At 51.8% G+C, this 19,958-nt stretch carries 21 protein-coding genes, 1 tRNA gene and 1 pseudogene; 2 read left to right on the top strand and 21 right to left on the bottom strand.

The window, feature by feature from the left end; all coding sequences use genetic code 11:
* Positions 1-230: 230 nt before the first annotated feature.
* Positions 231-1,997, bottom strand: coding sequence for an arginine--tRNA ligase (gene argS, locus WMO29_RS01110; RefSeq protein ID WP_349163392.1), 1,767 nt, complete (start codon positions 1,995-1,997; stop codon positions 231-233).
* Positions 1,998-2,141: 144 nt separating this feature from the next.
* Here argS and WMO29_RS01105 point away from each other — a divergent pair, with 144 nt between their 5' ends.
* On the top strand, positions 2,142-2,894 hold the full coding sequence (locus WMO29_RS01105; protein WP_349163391.1) for an exodeoxyribonuclease III: 753 nt from the start codon (positions 2,142-2,144) through the stop codon (positions 2,892-2,894).
* A gap of 155 nt (positions 2,895-3,049) precedes the next feature.
* On the opposite strand, the pseudogene WMO29_RS01100 reads toward WMO29_RS01105, so the two are convergent.
* The 4 genes and pseudogenes from WMO29_RS01100 to sdaAB form a co-directional block, all read right to left on the bottom strand.
* A pseudogene (locus WMO29_RS01100) lies at positions 3,050-3,166 on the bottom strand (Uma2 family endonuclease); the annotation flags it as partial.
* A 141-nt stretch (positions 3,167-3,307) separates the two neighbouring features.
* A tRNA-Thr gene (locus tag WMO29_RS01095) sits at positions 3,308-3,380 on the bottom strand.
* A gap of 66 nt (positions 3,381-3,446) precedes the next feature.
* Positions 3,447-4,316 carry an L-serine ammonia-lyase, iron-sulfur-dependent, subunit alpha gene (gene sdaAA / locus WMO29_RS01090; protein WP_349163390.1) on the bottom strand — a complete coding sequence of 290 codons (870 nt, stop codon included), beginning with the start codon at positions 4,314-4,316 and terminating at the stop codon, positions 3,447-3,449.
* 94 nt (positions 4,317-4,410) lie between these two features.
* Positions 4,411-5,079 (bottom strand): L-serine ammonia-lyase, iron-sulfur-dependent subunit beta, encoded by a 669-nt coding sequence (sdaAB, locus tag WMO29_RS01085; protein WP_349163389.1) that lies wholly within the window; start codon positions 5,077-5,079, stop codon positions 4,411-4,413.
* Between the two features lie 507 nt (positions 5,080-5,586).
* Between sdaAB and WMO29_RS01080 the strand changes: the two genes are divergently transcribed.
* Positions 5,587-5,757, top strand: coding sequence for a DUF1540 domain-containing protein (locus WMO29_RS01080; RefSeq protein ID WP_178039191.1), 171 nt, complete (start codon positions 5,587-5,589; stop codon positions 5,755-5,757).
* A 167-nt stretch (positions 5,758-5,924) separates the two neighbouring features.
* Here the strand turns inward: WMO29_RS01080 and WMO29_RS01075 are convergent, their stop codons facing one another.
* From WMO29_RS01075 to thiH, 16 genes are all read right to left on the bottom strand, one after another.
* Positions 5,925-6,836 (bottom strand): YitT family protein, encoded by a 912-nt coding sequence (locus WMO29_RS01075; protein WP_349163388.1) that lies wholly within the window; start codon positions 6,834-6,836, stop codon positions 5,925-5,927.
* Positions 6,837-7,406, bottom strand: a complete 570-nt coding sequence (locus WMO29_RS01070) for a xanthine phosphoribosyltransferase (protein WP_178039189.1) — start codon at positions 7,404-7,406, stop codon at positions 6,837-6,839.
* A gap of 84 nt (positions 7,407-7,490) precedes the next feature.
* A complete protein-coding gene (locus WMO29_RS01065; protein ID WP_178039188.1) occupies positions 7,491-8,219 on the bottom strand; it encodes a Sir2 family NAD-dependent protein deacetylase in 729 nt (242 codons plus the stop codon).
* A 168-nt stretch (positions 8,220-8,387) separates the two neighbouring features.
* Positions 8,388-9,854, bottom strand: a complete 1,467-nt coding sequence (locus WMO29_RS01060) for an RsmB/NOP family class I SAM-dependent RNA methyltransferase (RefSeq protein WP_349163387.1) — start codon at positions 9,852-9,854, stop codon at positions 8,388-8,390.
* 2 nt (positions 9,855-9,856) lie between these two features.
* The gene (locus WMO29_RS01055) at positions 9,857-11,059 is read right to left on the bottom strand and encodes a class I SAM-dependent rRNA methyltransferase (protein ID WP_349163386.1); all 1,203 of its coding nucleotides are present in this window, start codon (positions 11,057-11,059) and stop codon (positions 9,857-9,859) included.
* 4 nt (positions 11,060-11,063) lie between these two features.
* The gene (locus WMO29_RS01050; protein ID WP_349163385.1) at positions 11,064-11,705 is read right to left on the bottom strand and encodes an endonuclease III domain-containing protein; all 642 of its coding nucleotides are present in this window, start codon (positions 11,703-11,705) and stop codon (positions 11,064-11,066) included.
* Positions 11,706-11,776: 71 nt separating this feature from the next.
* Entirely contained in the window at positions 11,777-12,760 is a 984-nt protein-coding gene (locus WMO29_RS01045; protein WP_349163384.1) for an aldo/keto reductase, read from the bottom strand.
* 187 nt (positions 12,761-12,947) lie between these two features.
* Complete coding sequence (locus WMO29_RS01040; protein WP_349163383.1) at positions 12,948-13,223, bottom strand: hypothetical protein; 276 nt, start codon at positions 13,221-13,223, stop codon at positions 12,948-12,950.
* Positions 13,224-13,246: 23 nt separating this feature from the next.
* Entirely contained in the window at positions 13,247-13,852 is a 606-nt protein-coding gene (locus WMO29_RS01035; protein WP_349163382.1) for an InlB B-repeat-containing protein, read from the bottom strand.
* A gap of 13 nt (positions 13,853-13,865) precedes the next feature.
* On the bottom strand, positions 13,866-14,426 hold the full coding sequence (locus WMO29_RS01030; protein WP_349163381.1) for a hypothetical protein: 561 nt from the start codon (positions 14,424-14,426) through the stop codon (positions 13,866-13,868).
* Between the two features lie 115 nt (positions 14,427-14,541).
* Positions 14,542-15,249: a hypothetical protein gene (locus WMO29_RS01025; protein WP_349163380.1), complete on the bottom strand. Its 708-nt coding sequence runs from the start codon at positions 15,247-15,249 to the stop codon at positions 14,542-14,544.
* 107 nt (positions 15,250-15,356) lie between these two features.
* Positions 15,357-16,526: a putative hydroxymethylpyrimidine transporter CytX gene (gene cytX, locus WMO29_RS01020; protein ID WP_349163379.1), complete on the bottom strand. Its 1,170-nt coding sequence runs from the start codon at positions 16,524-16,526 to the stop codon at positions 15,357-15,359.
* 1 nt (position 16,527) lies between these two features.
* Positions 16,528-17,334, bottom strand: coding sequence for a bifunctional hydroxymethylpyrimidine kinase/phosphomethylpyrimidine kinase (gene thiD / locus WMO29_RS01015; RefSeq protein WP_349163378.1), 807 nt, complete (start codon positions 17,332-17,334; stop codon positions 16,528-16,530).
* A gap of 86 nt (positions 17,335-17,420) precedes the next feature.
* Positions 17,421-18,065 carry a thiamine phosphate synthase gene (gene thiE, locus WMO29_RS01010; protein ID WP_349163377.1) on the bottom strand — a complete coding sequence of 215 codons (645 nt, stop codon included), beginning with the start codon at positions 18,063-18,065 and terminating at the stop codon, positions 17,421-17,423.
* A 1-nt stretch (position 18,066) separates the two neighbouring features.
* Entirely contained in the window at positions 18,067-18,699 is a 633-nt protein-coding gene (locus tag WMO29_RS01005; protein ID WP_349163376.1) for a thiamine phosphate synthase, read from the bottom strand.
* Entirely contained in the window at positions 18,692-19,945 is a 1,254-nt protein-coding gene (gene thiH, locus WMO29_RS01000) for a 2-iminoacetate synthase ThiH (protein ID WP_158362972.1), read from the bottom strand. Before thiH ends, WMO29_RS01005 begins: the two co-directional genes overlap by 8 nt.
* Between the last annotated feature and the right edge of the window lie 13 nt (positions 19,946-19,958).

The following is a 19,958-nucleotide window of genomic DNA, read 5'->3' as shown; positions in this document are numbered from 1 at the left end:
TTTATCTTAGCATAAATGCGTGCATAGGGACATGACATAGAATGAGAGTCCCCTGAAAATTAATAAAATATTGCTCTTCACACTTTTCATGATAACACGCTTGTGCAACGCACGAATTTTTGTATTGTATTTGGAATGTTTTTACAGCTCCATGTATTAAAAATCCGGAATTGAAATTGTGAACCTGTTCACATGTTTCAATCCCGGATCTCTCACATTACCTATTTATCTTACATTCTCTCCGGTGCTTCGAAGCCCAGCACATCGATGCAGGTCTCCAGCACCCGCTTGGTCAACTGCAGTACAGCCACCAGCCCTGCACGCTTCTCTTCATCCTCTTCGCCAAGAATCTTCGTCTCATGATAGAACTTGTTGAAGGCGTTCGCCAGCTCATAGATATAAGCGCAGACCTTATGGGGCGCCAGCTCGTCAAAGGCATTCTCCAGTGCGCCATTGAAGCGGGCCAGTACCAGCTCCAGCGCTTTCTGGCTGTCATTTTCCGCTGCCGGAATCCGTCCCTTTGTCAGATCGCCGCCCTGAGCCTGATACTTGTTCAGAATGGACTTAATCCGCACAATGGTGTACAGGATATAGGGTCCGGTATTGCCCTCAAAGGAGGTAAAGCGGTCGATATCAAAGACATAGTCCTTGGACGCCTGATTGGACAGGTCGCCGTACTTGATGGCGGAAAGACCGATTTTTCTGGCAGTCTCCCTTGCTTCCTCCTCAGAGATCTCGGGATTCTCCGCGATTTTCTGATACATCTTCTCATTGATATCGGAAATCAGGTACTCCAAACGCATAACGCCGCCCTCACGGGTCTTAAAGGGCTTGCCGTCCTTGCCGTTCATGGTACCAAAGCCTAAGAATTCCAGATCCGTCTCCGGCTTCACCAGGCCTGTCTTCTTGGCACAACGGAATACCTGAATAAAATGCATCTCCTGACGCTTATCCACCACATAGATAACCTCGTCCGGGTCAAAGAGCTTCCGGCGCTCTACCAGGGTTGCCAGGTCGGTGGTGGTATACAGGGACGCTCCGTCGGACTTCAGAATCATGCAGGGCGGAACCTCCTTGGTATCGGTGTCTTCCTTGACGTCTACCACCAGCGCGCCCTCGCTCTCGTAAGCGAAGCCCTCTTTCTTCAGCTTCTCCACCATATCCGGGATGTAGGGCTGGGCATCGGACTCGCCCTTCCACAGGTCAAATTCTACATTCAGGTTCGCGTAATTGCGCTTCAGGTCGGTCACAGACACATTTAAGATGTGCTGCAGGATAGCCTGATAGCCTCTGTGGCCATGCTGCACCAGATAGGTGGCGTGCATCGCCTGCTCCTTGTAGGCCTCGTCCTCCTTGGACCGGGCACTGGCTGCCGGATAGATCTCCTCCAGCTCGGAAATGGTAAAGGGTGCCTCGGTCGGGTACTCACCTGTGTAATTTTCATCAAAATATACCAGATCCGGCTTGCGCTCCTTCAGCTCTGTAATAATCAGTCCCATCTGCAGACCCCAGTCACCCAGATGGATATCGCCGGTCACGTTGTGGCCCACGAAGCGTCCCAGACGCTTCACGCTCTCACCGATGATGGCAGAGCGGAGATGTCCCACATGCAGCGGCTTCGCCACGTTGGGTCCACCATAGTCAATGATAATGGTCTTCGGATTCTCTGTTCTGTCACAGCCCAGGCGCTCATCATCTGCCATAGCCTGCAGATACTCCTGCACATACGCAGGCGCCAGCTTCAGATTCAGGAAGCCCGGATTGACCGCATTGACCTCGGAAAACAGCTCCTGCTCCTTCAAGCTCTCTGCCACCTTATTGGCAATCTGAATGGGTGCGCAGTGATACTTTTTTGCGCCTGCCATAGCTCCGTTGCACTGATACTCGCACAGATCCGGGCGATTGGAAATGGTGACCTTTCCGTACTCAGCCTCATAGCCGCAGTTTACAAAGGCTTCGGATACCGCAGCGGTAATCCGATCCAGTAACTTCTCCATACACATATTCTCCTCTTGTAAAAATCTTTTCTTTATAATGCTTTCGGCTGCGCTTCTTTACTTTTTTTCGCAGAACCACTATAATAATATCTATTATATGTAAAATGCAAGAAAAGATCAAATCTTTTCTGTAAGGAGGAACCTATGAAACTGATTTCCTGGAATGTAAACGGTCTGCGGGCCTGTGTCGGGAAAAATTTTATGGAAGATTTCAAAAAGCTGGACGCTGATATTTTCTGTCTGCAGGAAACCAAGCTTCAGGAGGGACAGATTGCGCTCAATCTGCCCGGCTATCATCAGTACTGGAATTACGCGGAGAAAAAGGGCTATAGCGGAACGGCTGTATTTACCAGAAAAGAGCCCTTAAGCGTCGCCTACGGAATCGGCGTTGAAGAACATGACCACGAAGGACGGGTCATTACCCTGGAATTTGAGGACTATTATCTGGTGACTGTCTATACCCCCAACTCCCAGGACGGCCTGAAGCGCCTGGATTACCGGATGCAGTGGGAAGATGATTTTCTCGCCTATATCAAGAGCCTAGATGAAAAAAAGCCTGTCATCTACTGCGGCGATCTAAATGTGGCCCATCAGGAAATCGACCTGAAAAACCCGAAAACCAACCGGAAAAATGCCGGATTTACAGACGAGGAACGCTCCAAAATGACAACGGTTCTCACTTCCGGCTTCGTGGATACCTTCCGGTACTTCTATCCGGACGCCGAGGGCGTCTATTCCTGGTGGTCCTACCGCTTCCGCGCCCGCGAGAAGAACGCCGGGTGGCGCATTGATTATTTTATCGTATCCGAACGCTTGAAGGACCGGCTGGAAGACGCTTCGATTCATACAGAGATCTTCGGTTCGGATCACTGCCCGGTGGAGCTGGATCTGAAGTAATTGCCTGACCTACAAGAGTTGCCACCGGCAGCTCCTTACGGATACTTCCTAGCAAAAAAGTCCTGAGCCATTGCGGTTCAGGGCTTTTCTTAAATTGAATAATTCTATTAAAATTCAACAGACATTTTATTCTATATATTGTATATCCATTACTATTGCTGATGTGTAGTACTGGGTGGTGCCATCATATACATTTTTCCATCTATCAGCTCCGCACGCTCGCCCTCCGGCAGTGCATAAATATCAGCTATGGTATAGTTTTCTTCTTTCAGTAAAGATACCTCCTTCGCTCCTTTTTTTGATTATACTGGATTATTCCCATAAAGTAAAGGCTCTGGCGGCCTGCTGCCTTATCGATTATAACTATAATAAGAAATCCCTGAAAATCAACGTTTTCAGGGATTTCATCTGAAAGCTGGAAATGAGACTCGAACTCACGACCCCTTCATTACGAGTGAAGTGCTCTACCGACTGAGCTATTCCAGCTTGCTGTGTCAGCAACTGATATTATACTTGAAAATGAAATATTTGTAAAGGGGTAATTTTAAAACATCAACACTTTCCGCAGGCTTCACAGGCCGACGGCGCGGCAGCGCAACCGCCGAGGGCCGTCTCACGCAGCTCTGCCGGGATGCGTCTGCCTACGTTATACATGACTGCAATCATTTCGTCCAGCGGAATCAGCTGCGGGACGCCGGCCAGCGCCATCTCGGCTGAGGTCAGGGCAACAGCGACTCCTGCCGCATTCCGATTCTGGCATGGGTATTCCACAAGACCGCCCACCGGATCGCAGACCAGACCCAACAAGTTCATGAGTACTGTGGAAGCCGCGTCCAGACAGGCCTTTGGGGAGCTGCCCAGCAGCTCCACGGCAGCCGACGCCGCCATTGCAGAGGCTACGCCCACCTCGGCCTGACAGCCGCCCACAGCGCCTGCCACGGTGGCGTTCCGCATGGCCAGATAGCCCACTGCCCCGGCGTTGTAGAGAGCCTGTATCATCTCTGCTTCTGTAAAATGAAACTGCTCCTCCAGCGCCAGCAGGACGCCCGGCACAATACCGGAGGAGCCCGCCGTAGGCGCCGCCACGATCAGTCCCATAGAAGCGTTGGTCTCCAGAACAGCCATGGCATAGGCAATGGCTTTTCCGAGAACCGGACCACAGAGACTTCTTCCGCCGCCCTGCTGCCAGTCGGAAAGCATCTTCGCCTCGCCGCCCAGCAGACCGCCCATGGAGCGTCCGGGCTTTTTTATGGGGCCGCGGGCTGATTCCCGCATGATTTCGTAGGCCTTCTTCATCCGGGCGTCACAGATCTCGCCGGTGATTTCACCTTCTTCTATCTCACGCCTGCGCATTACGTCCGAGATGCAAAGCTTCCTTTCTTCACATAATGCCAGCAATTCCTTCGCGTTCTTAAAATCCATGTTTCTAACTCCTCATAGTATCACGATTCACACCATTTTTCAGATTGGCTTCCGCAAATCGGGCTCTGACGCTGCCACATAAGCCAGCATTTTGCTAGGGCTGCACAATCATCACTTCATGCACGTTCTCATTTTCCCGCAGCTCCCCGGCGACTGCCCCCGGAAGCCGCCCGTCGGACTCCACGATGGTGTAGGCGATATCGCCCTTTCCCTCCCGGAACAACCGCATAAAGGCGATATTCACGCCGTGACGGCTGAGTACACTGGTAACGTGAGCCGCAACGCCCAGCCGGTCCTGATGAATTACAATGGCTGCGCTGTACTCGCCGGTGAAATCCACCTCCACCTGATTGATCCGGCAGATGCGCGCCTTGCCGCCACCCAGGGATTCGCCGCGGACTGTGAGCTCCTGGCCGGACCCATTTACCATATGGATGTCCACCGTATTCGGGTGCACCTCCGTTTCCTCCCCGTTCGGGGTAAAGGAGAAATCAATGCCCCGCTCCTGCGCGACGGAAAAGGAATCACGTATCCGCTCGTCGTCGGTATCAAAGCCCATGATGCCGCCCAGCAGCGCCCGATCTGTACCATGCCCCCGATAGGTGCGGGCAAAGGAACCGTAAAGGATAAATTCCACCCGGACCAGAGGCCCGGCAATCATTTTCTGAGCCAGATAGGCGATTCTGGCCGCTCCCGCCGTGTGAGAGCTGGACGGGCCGATCATATTCGGACCCAGCACGTCAAAGACACTGATAAACGACATAGCGTTACTCCTTTTCGCTTCGTAATATTCTCAGTATAGCATATCCATTTCCCCAAAACAATTTTCCATTTTATATATTTTTTAGAAAATCCCAATTTTTTGTTAAGAGTGCGGACACAACTTGGACACAACCTTTGTGTATGATAATACTATCAAATGAAGCAAAGCAGAAACATGCGAATGCTATTCATAGAAACAAATACAAAATGGGGCTGCCGGCGCTGCTTCGGTGCCGACCGGTCCCGACTAAAAACAATGGGTAATTCCCTTTATCATATATCTCTAAGTAGCAATCACTTTCAATTGTTACTCTCCTTCTTCAATAGTATAAAGCAACAGAAATCTCCTGACGGCCCGCAACTCCGGCAGGAGGTTTTTGTGTGCTTTCATTTACAGACGCTGGAGTTATTTTCCATTTTTTCTCACGCATAAAATCCGCCTGCCGATACACACTACTTCTGTAACGCAAGCAAATGCGGTTCGCCGCGCCATAAAGGAGGAATTTTTATGATGACCAACAAGAACGAAGCCATCGGATGTACTGTCAACAACTGCACTCATCACGCCCAGGGCGAAAATTACTGCACACTGAATAAGATTCAAATCGGTACCCATGAATCCAATCCGACCAAAATCGAGTGTACCGACTGCGAATCCTTCGTAAATAAGGCGCAGTAGATCCCCGCGCAAAAAGCCTGCACCCCCAATCCGGGTACAGGCTTTTTCCTTATAAAAAAATATTCCGGAATACGCTCCTTCTATAGCTTACGCCATTTCCCGGATTCTGTGCAGGCTCCGCGTAAAAAGGCCCCGAAGCGCATGCCTCGGGGCCAAATCATCTTATTTTACAGATGTTTCGCGAATCTTCCATCAATTCCCACATTATCCTTGCTGACCACGAAAGCCTTCGGGTCGATATATTTCATTTCCTGCTTCAGCATGGACAGCTCATGCTTGGACATGACCGTAAAAAGGATATGGGACCTTTCGTCCGTATAACCTGCGATTGCATCCCAGTGAGTGACGCCCCTGGCCAGCTCGTCCATGATATAATGCTTGATTTTATCCGGATCTTCCTTGGTAATGATAATCACCGCCGTCCGGATATTCTGGGTGTGAGTCTTATCCACCATCAGCGTGTTGACCGCCGCGTAGATAATACAGTAAATTACGACCTTAATATCAAACAGCAGGGCACAGGATGCGTAAATCAGCAGATTGATAACCAAATTCAGCTTTCCCACGCTAAAACCATTGTACTTCTTTGTAAAATACATGCCCAGGATATCAATTCCGCCGCTGCAGCCACCGCTCTGAAGGGAAACACCGATTCCGGCTCCCACGATAATACCGCCAATCAGGGTCGCCGTAATCGTATCCTCCACAATGGGACTGGCAGGAATCGGAATCAGTGTCAGGAACAGAGACTGGCTCACGACGCAGATAACCGTTTTCCAGAAAAAATGCCGTCCCACCGACATATAAGCCAGCACAAAAAGCGGCAGATTCAAAATCAAACTGATGATACCCGCAATATCTGTTCCGCCGAAACTCAAGTGCGCGTACTGCACCAGAATGGTACGGATAATCTGGCTGATACCCATGACGCCGCCGCTGTACAGGCCTGCCGGGACGATAAAATTATTGATACCGATGGCGTAAATCAGCATTCCGCCGATGGTAATCAGAACCTGGGAAATATCGCTCTTTTCAAAGGCGCGGACTGCTGCGTCCGCGCCTGTTCTCTCCTTTTTCATCTAAAATACCACTTTCCCGTTCTCGAAAGCCTTGATGCTTGCCTGGGCGTATACATGGATACCCTGACTCTCCAGCTTCTCACGTCCCGGCTGAAATGCCTTCTCGATAAGCACGCCAAGACCGGCCACGGTGGCATGGGCCTTGCGGATCAGACGGATGGCTCCGGTGGCTGCCTCGCCATTGGCCAGAAAATCATCAACGATCAGCACATGATCCTCATCGGAAATATAGTTCTTCGCCAATGTCAGACGGTAAGAGGTATCCTTCGTATAAGATACTACCTCAGTCTGCCACACCTCGGTCTTCAGGCTGTCCGCGGTCTGCTGCTTCTTCAGAATCACCAGCGGAACCCCAAGCTCCTTCGCTGTAAATAAGGCCGGCGCAATCCCCGAGGATTCAATGGTGAACACCTTGGTGATGCCCTGTCCCTTAAAATGCTCCGCCATGTCTTTTCCAATTTCTTCCATCAGCAGTGCGTCCACCTGATGGTTTACAAAGCCGTCTACCTTCAGGATGTCCCCGTCAACGACTTCGCCTTCCTGCAATATCTTTTCTTCCAGTGCTTTCATATGTTTGTCCTCCAGTCAGTCACCTAAGCTTAAGCCCGCTCCGTCCTCTTTCAGGACCGCCACTGTCAGCTCCCTGCCGATGTTTCACAGCACAATCTTCGGCAGTGCCGTCTTTACCTCTTCCCGCAGCACAATATCCGCCTTCGCGTCGGTAAAATGCTCCGCCGCGTTGATGATAATCAGGGTCTCGCCTTCAAAATACTTCACATACCGCTCGCAAAGCCCCGAGCCAATCGAGGTACCAAGAAGCAGCAGTACATCCGCCTTCGCGATCTCCTCCGCAGCCGCGGTCATCATCCGGTTGTCCACCTGTTCCCCAAAGAGCAGTACCTTCGGGCGAATCACCGCCATGCAGTCCTCGCACAGAGGAACCCGCTTCGCGTCACGTATATACTCCATCGAATACTTTCTGCCACATCTGGGACACTCATTATCGTAAATGGTTCCATGCAGATTCAGTACCTTCTGACAGCCCGCCCGGCCCGGCAGGTTATGCACATTATTGGCGATGCTGCACTGAAGCTTTCCCCGCCGCTCCAGCTCCGCCAGTGCGTAAAAACCGGCGCTCGGTTCCAGATGGGGCTTCAGCATCCATTCCCGATAGTATTTAAAAAAGGTCTCCGGGCGGTTCACGTAAAATATCGAAGAAAAAATCTCCTCCGGCGAATAACCAAACTCCTGCTCCACCTGATAGGCAATCTCAGGAGCTCTTAAGCTTGGCATGCCGGATTCCTTCATCATATCCGTGCCGCACATGGCTACCGTATACCTGCTTTTGTCCAGAATATTTCGGATCAGTTCATAATCATTCATAAGAAAAGCCTCCCCACGAAAGTTTTGATAATCCGGCAGTTCCGCTTCTGAGCTGCGTTTTATGTCTGGGCTCTGCCTTGTTTTTATTGTGCCACTTTTTGTCACTTTTGTCAATGTAAATGGTGGTTTTATTTTGTATTTGTGTTATATTTGCACAAAAAATATTTGTTATTGTTTCCGAAGCCCCTTGGGGTAATGATTTTTCAGAATGCCGCCTGCCTGCTTGCCCCAGCCAAGGGAGAAGCCGTCGGTCTGTACCAGCGTCCATCCCCTGCCGTCAGATCCCTCCAGGCTCTCGCCGGACAGCCAGGCCCTGATTTCCCGGGAATCTGACCCGTAGGAGACGCTGCGCTTTACGTCCTCCGCTTTCAATGCCAGAGCCAGGGCGTGGGCCGGTTCAAAACGGTTCTTTTTAACCGTCCCCAGATGAAGACCGGGGCGCAGGACCCTAAGGCCCTCCAGGTTCAGCTCACAGGGCAGCAGGTACAGCTGTTCTCCATAGAGCATGGGGATACCCTCGTGACCGTGAACCAGCGTATCTGCGGCAAATTCCCTGTAGAGCTTCCAGGCTTCTGCTTCCGCGGACACGACGCCGGATTTGCCGGAGCTCTTTCCGTTTTTTCGATTTTTCCGCTCCGTTTTTTCGATTCGAAGGGTGCTTAACTCTTCTCCCTGGTTTCCGTCTGCCTTTTCAAGCACCGCCGCGTAATGCCCTTCCCCGTTCAGCTTATGGGGCCACAGCCGGAAGGTATCCTTCACAGACGCCAGAACTGCTTCCAACCGCTCCACACTGACACTTTCCTTCTCCTCATCCGTCAGCTTCACCCACTCCGGTCTGCCCGGGGCAAAGCCTTCATAAGCCTCGGTCTTTTTCACCGAGAACTCCGGATGCTTCAGAAGAAAGCGCACTATACTCTCCTCGTCCTCCTCCGGTGCGAAGGTGCAGGTAGAATAGACTAACACCCCGCCGGGCCGCAGCATCTTCGCGGCCTCTTCGAGAATGTCCTGCTGCCGTTTTGCGCAGAGATCCACATTATCCTGACTCCACTGGCTGACAGCCTGCTCCTCTTTTCGGAACATACCCTCGCCGGAGCAGGGCGCATCCACCACAATCCGGTCAAAGAACGCCGGAAAATGAGGTGCAAGACGCTCCGGTGCTTCATTTGTCACCACTGCGTTCAAAATTCCCATCCGTTCGATATTGGAAGAGAGAATTTTCGCCCGGGCCGGATGAATCTCATTGGATACCAAAAGCCCCTTTCCCTCCATGGCTGCCGCCAGCTGGGTGCTTTTTCCGCCGGGAGCCGCGCAGAGATCCAGCACCCGATCTCCGGGCTGTACGCCTGCCAGCTCCGCCACAGACATGGCGCTGGGCTCCTGGATATAGTAGACGCCTGCCTCATGCCAGGGATGCCTGCCGGGCCGATCCTCCGTTCCATAATAAAAGCCATTTTTCGCCCAGGGCACAGGTTCCAGCGTAAAGGGGCTGATCCGCAGAAATTCCTCCGCGGAGATCTTCGCCGGATTCACCCGGAGAGCCTGATGCCGCTCTTTTTCATAGCCTGCCAGGAAATCCTCATATTCCGTCCCCAGAAGCTTTTTCATTTTTTCTTCAAATAATTCCGGTAGCTGCATCCCTATTTTTCCTCACAAACCTGGAAGATATAAAATTTCAGGTAATAAGACTCGTCCGCTGCCCAGAGAATCGGATGATCCGGAGCCTGGGTCCGGTATTCTACCTGGCGAATCCGTTTGTGGACGCTCTTTGCCGCCTGGGCGATGGTCTGGGTAAACAACTCGTAGCTCATGAAATGGGAGCAGGAGCAGGTGGCCAGAAAGCCGCCGTCCTTCACCAGCTTCAGGCCGCGCATATTGATTTCCCGATATCCCTTGGTGGCGTTCTTGATGGAATTGCGGGATTTGGTAAAGGCCGGCGGATCGAGAATTACCACGTCGAACTTCTCGCCCTTCTTCTCCAGATCCGGCAGCAGGTCAAACACATCCGCGCATGTAAAGCGCACCGTATTCTCCAGGGCGTTCAGCTTCGCGTTCAGCTCTGCCTGATGTACGCCAAGCTCCGACGCATCCACGCCGATGACCTCTTTGGCTCCGGCCAGTCCCGCGTTCAGGGCAAAGGAACCCGTATGGGTAAAGCAGTCCAGCACCCGGGCATCCTTACAGAGCTTCTGAATGGCCAGACGGTTATACTTCTGATCCAGGAAAAAGCCTGTCTTCTGACCGTCCTTCACATCCACCAGATAGCGGACACCGTTTTCCACGATTTCCACATTGGTATCAAAGGGTTCGCCGATGAAGCCTTTGACACGCTCCATGCCCTCTTTTTCCCGTTCCCTGGCGTCGCTTCGCTCATAGACGCCGCGAATCTCCACGCCGTCCCCGGCCAGTACCCCCTTTAATTCCTCAATAATCGTTTCCTTCATCCGATCGATACCCAGCGCCAGCGCCTGTACCACCAGCACATCCGAGAACTTATCTACGACCATACCCGGAATCCAGTCCGCCTCGCCGAAAATCACACGGCAGCTGGAAGTGTCCACCGTCTTCTTCCGATACTCCCATGCCGCTTTTACACGGTTGTGTAAAAATTCCCGGTCAATCTCCTGCTCCGGATTTCTCGTCATCATACGGATCCGAATCTTGGAATGACGGTTAATAAAGCCCTTTCCCAGCCCGTAGCCGTCGAAATCCCGGACAAGAACCAGATCCCCATCCTCAAAATGACCCATAACAGACTCGATTTCATTATCATAAATCCAGGCTCCGCCCGCCTTCAGCGCGCGTCCTTCGCCCTTCTTCAGTGTAGCAACTGCGTATTCCATAATTTTACTCCTCTACTCCATTTTTCGCACAGATGTCCTTTAAGCAGCAGCGGTCACAATAGGGCTTTGTCCGCGCTGTGCAGACCTCCCGTCCGTGGTTGACCAGGCGGTGGCAGAAATCACTGCCCTCCTCCGGCGGAATCAGCTTCCACAGAGCCATTTCCACCCTTTTCGGATCCTTTATGCCGTCCACCAGTCCCATCCGGTTCACCAGACGGATGCAGTGGGTATCGGTGACGATGGCGGGCTTGCCAAAGACGTCGCCCATGATCAGATTGGCGCTTTTGCGTCCTACCCCGGGCAGAGCCAGAAGCTCGTCGAAGGTGGTCGGCACATTTCCGCCGTATTTTTCCTCCAGCACCTTCATACAGGCGCTGATGTCCCGGGCCTTGCTATGTCCCAGGCCGCAGGGCTTCACGATGGCCTCGATATCCTCCACCGGAGCCGCCGCAAGAGACTTCACATCCGGATATTTTTCATAAAGCTTTTCCACTACCACATTAACCCGGGCGTCAGTACACTGGGCCGCCAGGCGCACGCTGACCAGCAGCTTCCAGGCCTGATCGTAATCCAGGGTACAGTCCGCGTCCGGATATTCCTTTTTTAATCTGTCAATTACTTCCAAAGCAAGTTCCTGCTTCGTCATACTTATCTGTCGTCTCCTTTATCACTTGTACTCCACCGTCCTTTTCGGACTGCGGGGTATTCGCCTTTTTGTTAAATATGGTCTATGATTCTTAATTCTTCCTCTGTAAAATGCGTATTTTCCAGTGCCTTAATATTATCCAGAATCTGCGCCGGCCTGGACGCGCCGATCAACACGCTGGTCACAATACCGTCCTTCAGAACCCATGCCAGTGCCATTTCCGCCAGGGTCTGTCCCCTTTCAGCCGCCAGCCCATTCAGCTTCCGGATCTGTCCCAGCCGCTCCTGTGTCAGCGCATTTTCCTTCAGGAAGCGGCCATCCGTGCGGATTCGGCTGTCCTCGGGAATTCCGTGAAGATATCGATCTGTCAGCATGCCCTGAGCCAGGGGACTGAAGGCTATAATGCCCTTGTGAAGCTTCGCCGCCGTCTCCTTCAGACCGTTCTGCTCGACGGTTCGATCAAAGATGGAATAGCGGTTCTGATTGATGATAAACAGGCAATGCAGTTCCTTTAAAATGGCCTCTGCCTGGGTCAGCTTCTCTCCGTTATAATTGGACAGACCCACATAAAGGGCTTTACCGCTCCGTACAATCTGGGCCAGGGCCTCCATGGTTTCCTCCAACGGCGTCTCCGGATCCATTCGATGATGGTAGAAGATATCCACGTAGTCGAGTCCAAGGCGCTTCAGGCTCTGGTCGAGACTCGCAATCAAATATTTCCGGCTTCCCCAGTTGCCGTAGGGTCCCGGCCACATATCGTAGCCTGCCTTGGTACTGATGATCAGCTCATCCCGATAAGCCGAAAGCTCGTCCCGGAGAATCAGCCCCAGATTTTTTTCAGCGCTGCCCGGCTCCGGGCCGTAGTTATTGGCCAGGTCAAAATGGGTAATGCCGTGGTCAAAGGCGGTAAAGCAGAGCTTTTTCATGTTGTCATAGGAAGCGGTGTCACCAAAATTGTGCCAGAAGCCCAAGGACACGGCCGGAAGCAGAAGGCCGCTGTCCCCGCAGCGGTGATAGGGAAGCGTTTCATATCGTTTTTCATTTGCCTGATACATAAAAAGCCCTCCTCTTTTACTCCGTAATTCAGTATACTTGATACGCCGGGAAATTTCCAGTCCCAAAGTAAGTAAGAATCCGCCGCAGTGCGATAATGCTTTTATGTAATAGGGGATTCCATCGGAATTTCCTATTACATAAAAAAGCTGACTACGATGAACACCGCAGTCAGCTTTTATTTACATATTATTCCAGTCTATTTTCGTCAGATTTGTCTTCCGGATTCTCAGACGCTTCTTCCGGCTCCGGTGCCGCCATCCGGTCTCTGGCTGTCTTCCAGCCGCTGTACAGCCCCCAGCCTGCCAGTCCTGCGCCGATGATGGTGAAGAAAATCATAAACCCGATCATCAGCGGTTTTTCAGAACCTGCCGTGGAAAGTTCCCCATACATTTGCCATGCCAGGTACAACAGATAGAAACCTCCCATTGCGTACACCGCTACTCTTGCTTTATCACGATTCATGCTGTCTCCTCTTTTCCGTCTTATTATGCCGGGATCCAGCGAGCCGTCAGCACATGTTCTCCCGTCATCGTCACCATAGTATCCGCCTGAATCACAACGCCGCTGTAAATCCAGCCGTCGAAGCGAAAGCCCTCTTTTTCCGGTACCGGAAGCTCCCCGTAGGCTTCGCCATAGGTCACTGTCTTATCCGGTATATATGTTTCTCCATCCAGATTTCCGCCATCCAGATCAAACTTTACCCTTACCTCGGCAGGCATCCATACTGCATAGAGAGTCAGGTCGTTTTCCACCTTATCCGTGGCAAAGTTCCATTCCTTTGCCAGGCTCTCATCCTCTGAGGTCACCCAACCGCAGAAGGTATAACCGGGCTTCAATGGCGTCTCCGGCTCCTCTGCCAGCTCCCCATGCTTCAACCGCTGCACGGTGAGCTCTGATCCGCCTTTTGTATCGAAGGTCACATTGTACCCCCCATGGGTGGCAAACCAGAACACCAGAATTACCACGAAACAAATTAGAGCTTCTCCGAGCCCTGTCTGGTCTTTTGCTGTCTGCCATAGACCTGCTTTGCCGACACGCCGTGTTCTCTCCAGTCTCTGCCTCCGTTGCTGTTGTTTTAAGCGCTCGTCCATAAGTTTTTCTTCTTTATTTCCATAAATAGCGATATTTATCCATCTGCAGATATAAGATCGATGCTACACGGTTACGAATCTCTTCTTCATACCCTACTGCTTTTTTCAGCAATTCCGCTCCCTGTTTTTTTGTAAAATGGAATCTGAGATTTCGACCGTAAAGCCTTTCCGATACATCCAGCTGTTCATCAAAATCTGTACTGATTGTTTTTGCTTTTACTTCCCTCATCAACACTACCGGATCTTCTGACATCGGATAGTCCATTGACATATCAGACAACAACGCGCCGCCATTGTCAAAAACCGAGCAAAGGGAAAACCGGCCCTCTCCGTCCATTAAAACTGCCATATTGTGCGTGTGCCGATCTTCATTTAAAAATAACGCATCTATGGTAAACAGCTGATTCATATAGATTCCGAAATTCCGAAGCCCTGTGACGCGTTCCACTGTCTTTTTGGAGCAACCCAGCAAACCCACAAATCCTTTCTGTGTGAGATCCAGTTTCTTTCTTATTCTTTTCATTTCTTCGGTTGAAATTGTAGCCTCTACGGCAAATCGTTTTTCTTCCATCATTCTTCTCCATGTCCTGCCTCTTTTTATGTACTTTATCACATTTTTTTTACATGTAAAGAAAAGTCGTCAAAATGACGACTTTTCTTTGTGTATCATCGACATTTTGACGACTTTTCTATTTTTCATTCACTTTTTCAATCCGGTATGCCAGTCCGATCTGGGCCGGGTCGGTCTCCTGGATGTAACCGCTAAACCAGATCTCCACGGTGTCGCCGGTCTGTACCTCGTCCATCAGATTGTCTGTGGAAACCACATAGTCGCCTGCGGACATTTCCTGAAAGCCGTCGGCCACAGCGATGTAGGTCACCAGAAGATTCCCCTCGTTTACTTCCTTTACCTCGGCTGTGAAATGCAGTACCTCCGCCGGGATCGACGTATCCGCAGAATCCACATTCCGGAAAATATGGGGTTCGTCGTTCCAGTACACAAGCAGGGTGTCGTCCGCGCCGAACTGGTAGCCATACCCTTTTCCGAAATTAGCTTCGTCGTCTTTGGCAGGCAGCTGGGTGCTTTCCACTGAAGTGGTAATCTTTCCATCCATATTACCGCAACCGACCATGCTGCTTAAGAACCCGGTATCCTGGTAAATGACGCCGTTCACCCGGACACAGGGCGCATAAGCCACCGGGCGGGATTCCGTGAGATCGGGCAGTGTGGCTGCGTCACCGGAACCATCTGTGCTCTCCTCCTCAGACACTGCATCGCCGGTCTGTACCTGGGGCTCGGATCCGACGGTGTCCTGAGTCTGCGCGCTTCTGGCGCAGGCTGTCAGAAATGTGGCTGCTGCGGCCGCGAGCAATAACATACGGTGTAATTTTTTCATAGGATAATCCTCCTTTTCTTTTCTTTCCTTTACTTATATAAACGCTTCTTTTTCAGGTTTACTACAGAAAAGCAGAATTTTTTGCCACAAGTTATTTTATGCAACGCCTACTTCTTCTCTCCCGCCAGCTTCTCTGCAACTACGTAGAGCACAATGGTAACCACCATATCCGGCAGAGTATTGCCTACGACCATGTCCACATTCATCAGCCACCGGTAAATGACAAAGCCCAGAAGCCACACTACCAGCGTCTTCCACTCGAAGGTTCTTTTGCTCTCTGCCTTTTTCAGGATAAAGAAATCCGCAATCTGAATGGCAATCATCGGCGCAAAAACAGATCCGATGAAATACAGGAAGTCCGTGATATCGTCCATGGGGAACAGAATGGCTCCTGCGATACCAATCACAGTCACCACAACCGCTACCCATTTTCCATGGATCTTCTCGCCCAGAGACTCGCTGGAAATACCTGCGGAGTACGCGTCCAGGAAGGTGGTGGTCACGGTGGAGAATACAATGATCAGAAGGCCTGCGATCCCCAGCCCGGCCTTTACCATAATCTGCGCGATATCCGACTCTCCGGTAAAAATCGCGGCTCCCATACCAATCACATACATCCAGCAGCTTACCAGGCCGTAAACGACTGCGCTGACCGCCGTGGCCTGCACCGGTTTTTCCGCCTCTCTGGTATAATCGCTGATCAGGGGCAGCCAGGACAGCGGCATGGCTACGGAAAGCTCTACGGCCGCGCCAAAAGTCATGTCTTCTCCTCCTGCAACGGACGCGCCGCCGTGTCCAAAGATCACAAAGCTTAAAAGAATGGTCAGGATAAAGAGCGCCGCCATGGCCACCGTATTTACCTTACCCAGGTTTTCGATACCGATGAGAATCCACACGATAATCAGGCCGCCAATCAGCAGACACCAGACCCAGTTGCCCACACCCAGAATGCCGTCCGCCGCCAGGGCTCCGTCATAAATCATAATAGCCGTCCAGCCTACCAGCTGAATCACATTCAGTGCGGAAAAAAGCAGTCCGCCCTTGCTTCCAAAGCTCATCTTTGCCGTTTCCATGGCGCTTCTTCGCACCTTTCCGCCGATGAGGCCAGATAAGAACAGCATGGTACAGCCGATGATGTGACCTACAATAATAGCCAGCAGACCTTTTCCGAAGCCCAGATCCGCAAGATAAGTTCCTGTCAGAATCTCTGCAATCGAGACTCCGGCTCCGAACCAGATAAGACCGTTTTCAAATACAGAAGTACGCTTTTCTGTCATCTTACCGCACCTCCTTCGCAAATTCGCCCGTCAGATCAAAGGCATGCTTCATGGGGCCGGATCCCTTACCCAGATCCAGCATGGCTCCCAGCGCGCCGGAGATATAATCCTTCGCCCGCTTTACCGCTTTCGGAAGTTCATAGCCCTTGGCCAGATTGGAAGCAATGGCGCTGGAAAGAGTACAGCCGGTTCCATGGGTATTGGGATTCTCAATGCGCTTACCCTCGAACCAGTGACCTTCCCCATTTGCATAGAAATAGTCGTTGGCGTCATTGATACTGTGCCCGCCCTTTAATAAGACAGCGCAGCCATAGGTTTTGCTGATTTTCTCTGCCGCAGCCAGCATATCCTCTTTGGTTTTAATAGCCATGCCGGACAGAATCTCCGCCTCCGGGATATTGGGTGTTACCACCTCCGCCAGAGGCAACAGCTCCTTTTCCAGTGTCTCCACCGCATCTGTCTTCAGAAGCACCGAGCCGCTGGTAGCTACCATGACCGGATCCACCACGATATGCTTCGCCTCGTAATCACGCAGCTTCTTTGCAATGACACGAATCAGTTCGCTTGCGGATACCATTCCGATTTTGACCGCGTCCGGGAAAATATCCTCGAATACCGCGTCAATCTGCTGTCCCAAAAATTCCGGAGTTGCCTCCTGGATTGCTCTTACGCCGGTGGTGTTCTGCGCTGTCAATGCGGTAACCGCTGTCATCGCGTACACTCCATTCATGGTCATAGTCTTCAGATCTGCCTGAATGCCGGCGCCTCCGCAGGAATCGCTGCCTGCGATTGATAATGCTGTTCTCATTTGCGTTTTCCTCTTTTCCTTTGTTTTCGCATTATTTTTCTATCGCGACAGAGAGTGGTGCCCCCGGTCTGCCGCTTTCACGGACTTTATGCGCCCGTTACTATCTCTTTTACCTTTTTCTTCAGCTCTCCCGCTGCTTTTGGGATATCCGCCGCTCCGAAGATAGCGGAAACCACAGCCGCTCCGGCCATGCCACCGCCCCGGATCTCTGTGATGTTCTCTGCAGTGATACCGCCGATGGCCACCGCCGGAATCTGTACGGAAGTACAGATTTCATAGAGCTGCTTCCTGGTAATCCGAATGGCCGTTGTCTTGGTAGGCGATGGAAATACGGCTCCTACGCCCATATAGTCCGCGCCGGCCTGCTCTGCCTTCTTCGCCTGCTCTACCGTCTTACAGGTGGCCCCGATGATAAAGTCCGCCGGAACCCGGGCGCGAATCTCGCTGACCGGAGCGTCCTCGATACCTACGTGGACGCCGTCCGCGCCGCTTTTCAGGGCTACCTCCACGTTATCGTTGATAATCAGCGGGACGCCGTGGCGATGGCAGATTTCCTTTACCCGGATAGCTTCCTGCAGAAATTCCTCTTCCGGAAGATTCTTTTCCCGCAGCTGCAGGATCGTCACGCCTCCCGCCAGAGCCTCCTCTATCTGCTCTTCCAGCGTCTGCCTACCGGTCCAGTGCCGGTCCGTCACCGCGTAGAGCAACAGCATCTCTTTCTTAAATTTCATTCTATCTTATCCCCTTCTGTGTGTTCGCCGTCTGTTCTTTCTTTTCTGAAAAGGCTGACAGATAGCGTCCCGGCGCTTCACATACCATAGCGCCGCTCATGACGCACACGCCTGCCGTCCCTATAGCCATCACCTCTTTGTAATTCTCCGGATCGATTCCGCCAATGGCATACACTGGGATCCTCACGCTTTCACACACCTGTTTCAAAAACTCCAGCCCCCGCCCGGGCAGTCCTTTTTTGCAGTCTGTATCAAATACATGCCCCGCAGTTATATAGGTACATCCCAAAGCTTCCGCCTCCCGGGCGTCCTCCGCGGAATGACAGGACGCGCCCAGCACGGTAAAATACGCCCGCTCATCCGGGGATAATTTCCGCAGGAGGGGCAGCGGCAGATGGAGCCGCTTCACGCCCAGCTCCAGAGCTATCCCCGGAAAGCTGTGCAGAACACAGGGCGTCTGATATCTGTCACAGATTTCTGCCGTCTGGCGCGCTAGCTCCAGATATTCTGTCTCCGGCAAATCCTTTTCCCGCAGAATAATACCCCTGGGGCCCGCCGCAGCCAGCGCTTCTATACGCCCCAAAAAATCCTCTTTGCAAAGCTTACGGTTTGTAATCACTAACACATCAGACATACACATAATCATTCAGCACCGGCTGAAGTCCTTCCTCCGTAATATCTTCATACATGGTCTCAAAGCTCCGCCCGTCGTTGATCTCAAACTGCTCGTCTCCGGTCTCTGTTCCGTCGTCCTTGCCGCTGTATTTACTCTCATGATCCCCGATACCGGTGGATACGCCTGCAGACACCTTCGTCGCCGCAATCTTCACGATCCCGTTCCGGAAGGACGCGCTCTCCCGGGAGGACACAGTGATCCCCACGTAGGGCAGAAAGATCCGGTACGCGCAGATAATCTGACACAGCTGCTTTTCATGGACATCCAGCGGATTGATCTTATCGTTGTTGATAATCGGACGCAGTCTCGGACAGGACAGGGACATTTCCGCATGGGGATATTTCCGCTGCAGATAATAGACATGCAGCGCGCTTGCCAGCGCGTCCTTATGAAAATCCGACAGTCCCAGAAGCGCCGAAAATCCCACGCCGCGCATGCCGCCCATCAGCGCCCGCTCCTGGGCGTTGAACCGATAAGGCCATACACGCTTGTGGCCCATCAGATGCAGCGTTTCATACTTATCCGTATCATAGGTCTCCTGAAATACCGTCACGTAGTCCGCGCCGCATTCATGAAGATACCGGTATTCATCGGAATTGACCGGATAAATCTCCAGCCCCACCATCCGGAAATACTTCTTTGCCAGCTTACAGGCCTCGCCGATATAATCGACGCCGCTCTTTCCACGGCTCTCACCGGTCAGAATCAGAATCTCCTCCATACCGCTGTCGGCGATAACCTTCATTTCTTTCTCGATCTGCTCCATATTGAGCTTCATGCGGTTAATGTGGTTATAGCAGTTAAAGCCACAGTATACACAGTAATTTTCGCAGTAATTGGCGATATAAAGGGGCGTAAACAGATACACCGTATTGCCAAAATGCTTACTGGTCTCCCATCTGGCCCGCTCCGCCATCTGCTCCAGGAAGGGTTCCGCCGCCGGAGATAATAAAGCTTTAAAATCCTCCACGGAGCAGGTACGGTGCTCCAGGGCTGCTTTCACATCCTTCTCTGTATACGTTTGATAATCATAGGACGCCACCTGGGACATGACCTTTTCGCAGATGTCCGAGTCGATCTGCTCCATACCGGGCATATATTCCATATGGTTGGTTCTGGAAGAGGGATCCGTCTCCAGCTTATGCTTCTTCGCCAACGCTTTTTCGGAAAGGTATTCCGAGTCTACAAAGAACTGATTTTCCATGTGCTCACACCTC

The organism is Laedolimicola intestinihominis (assembly GCF_040096155.1).
Classification (GTDB): Bacteria; Bacillota; Clostridia; order Lachnospirales; family Lachnospiraceae; genus Laedolimicola; species Laedolimicola intestinihominis.
This window is presented reverse-complemented; position numbering and strand designations above follow the sequence as displayed.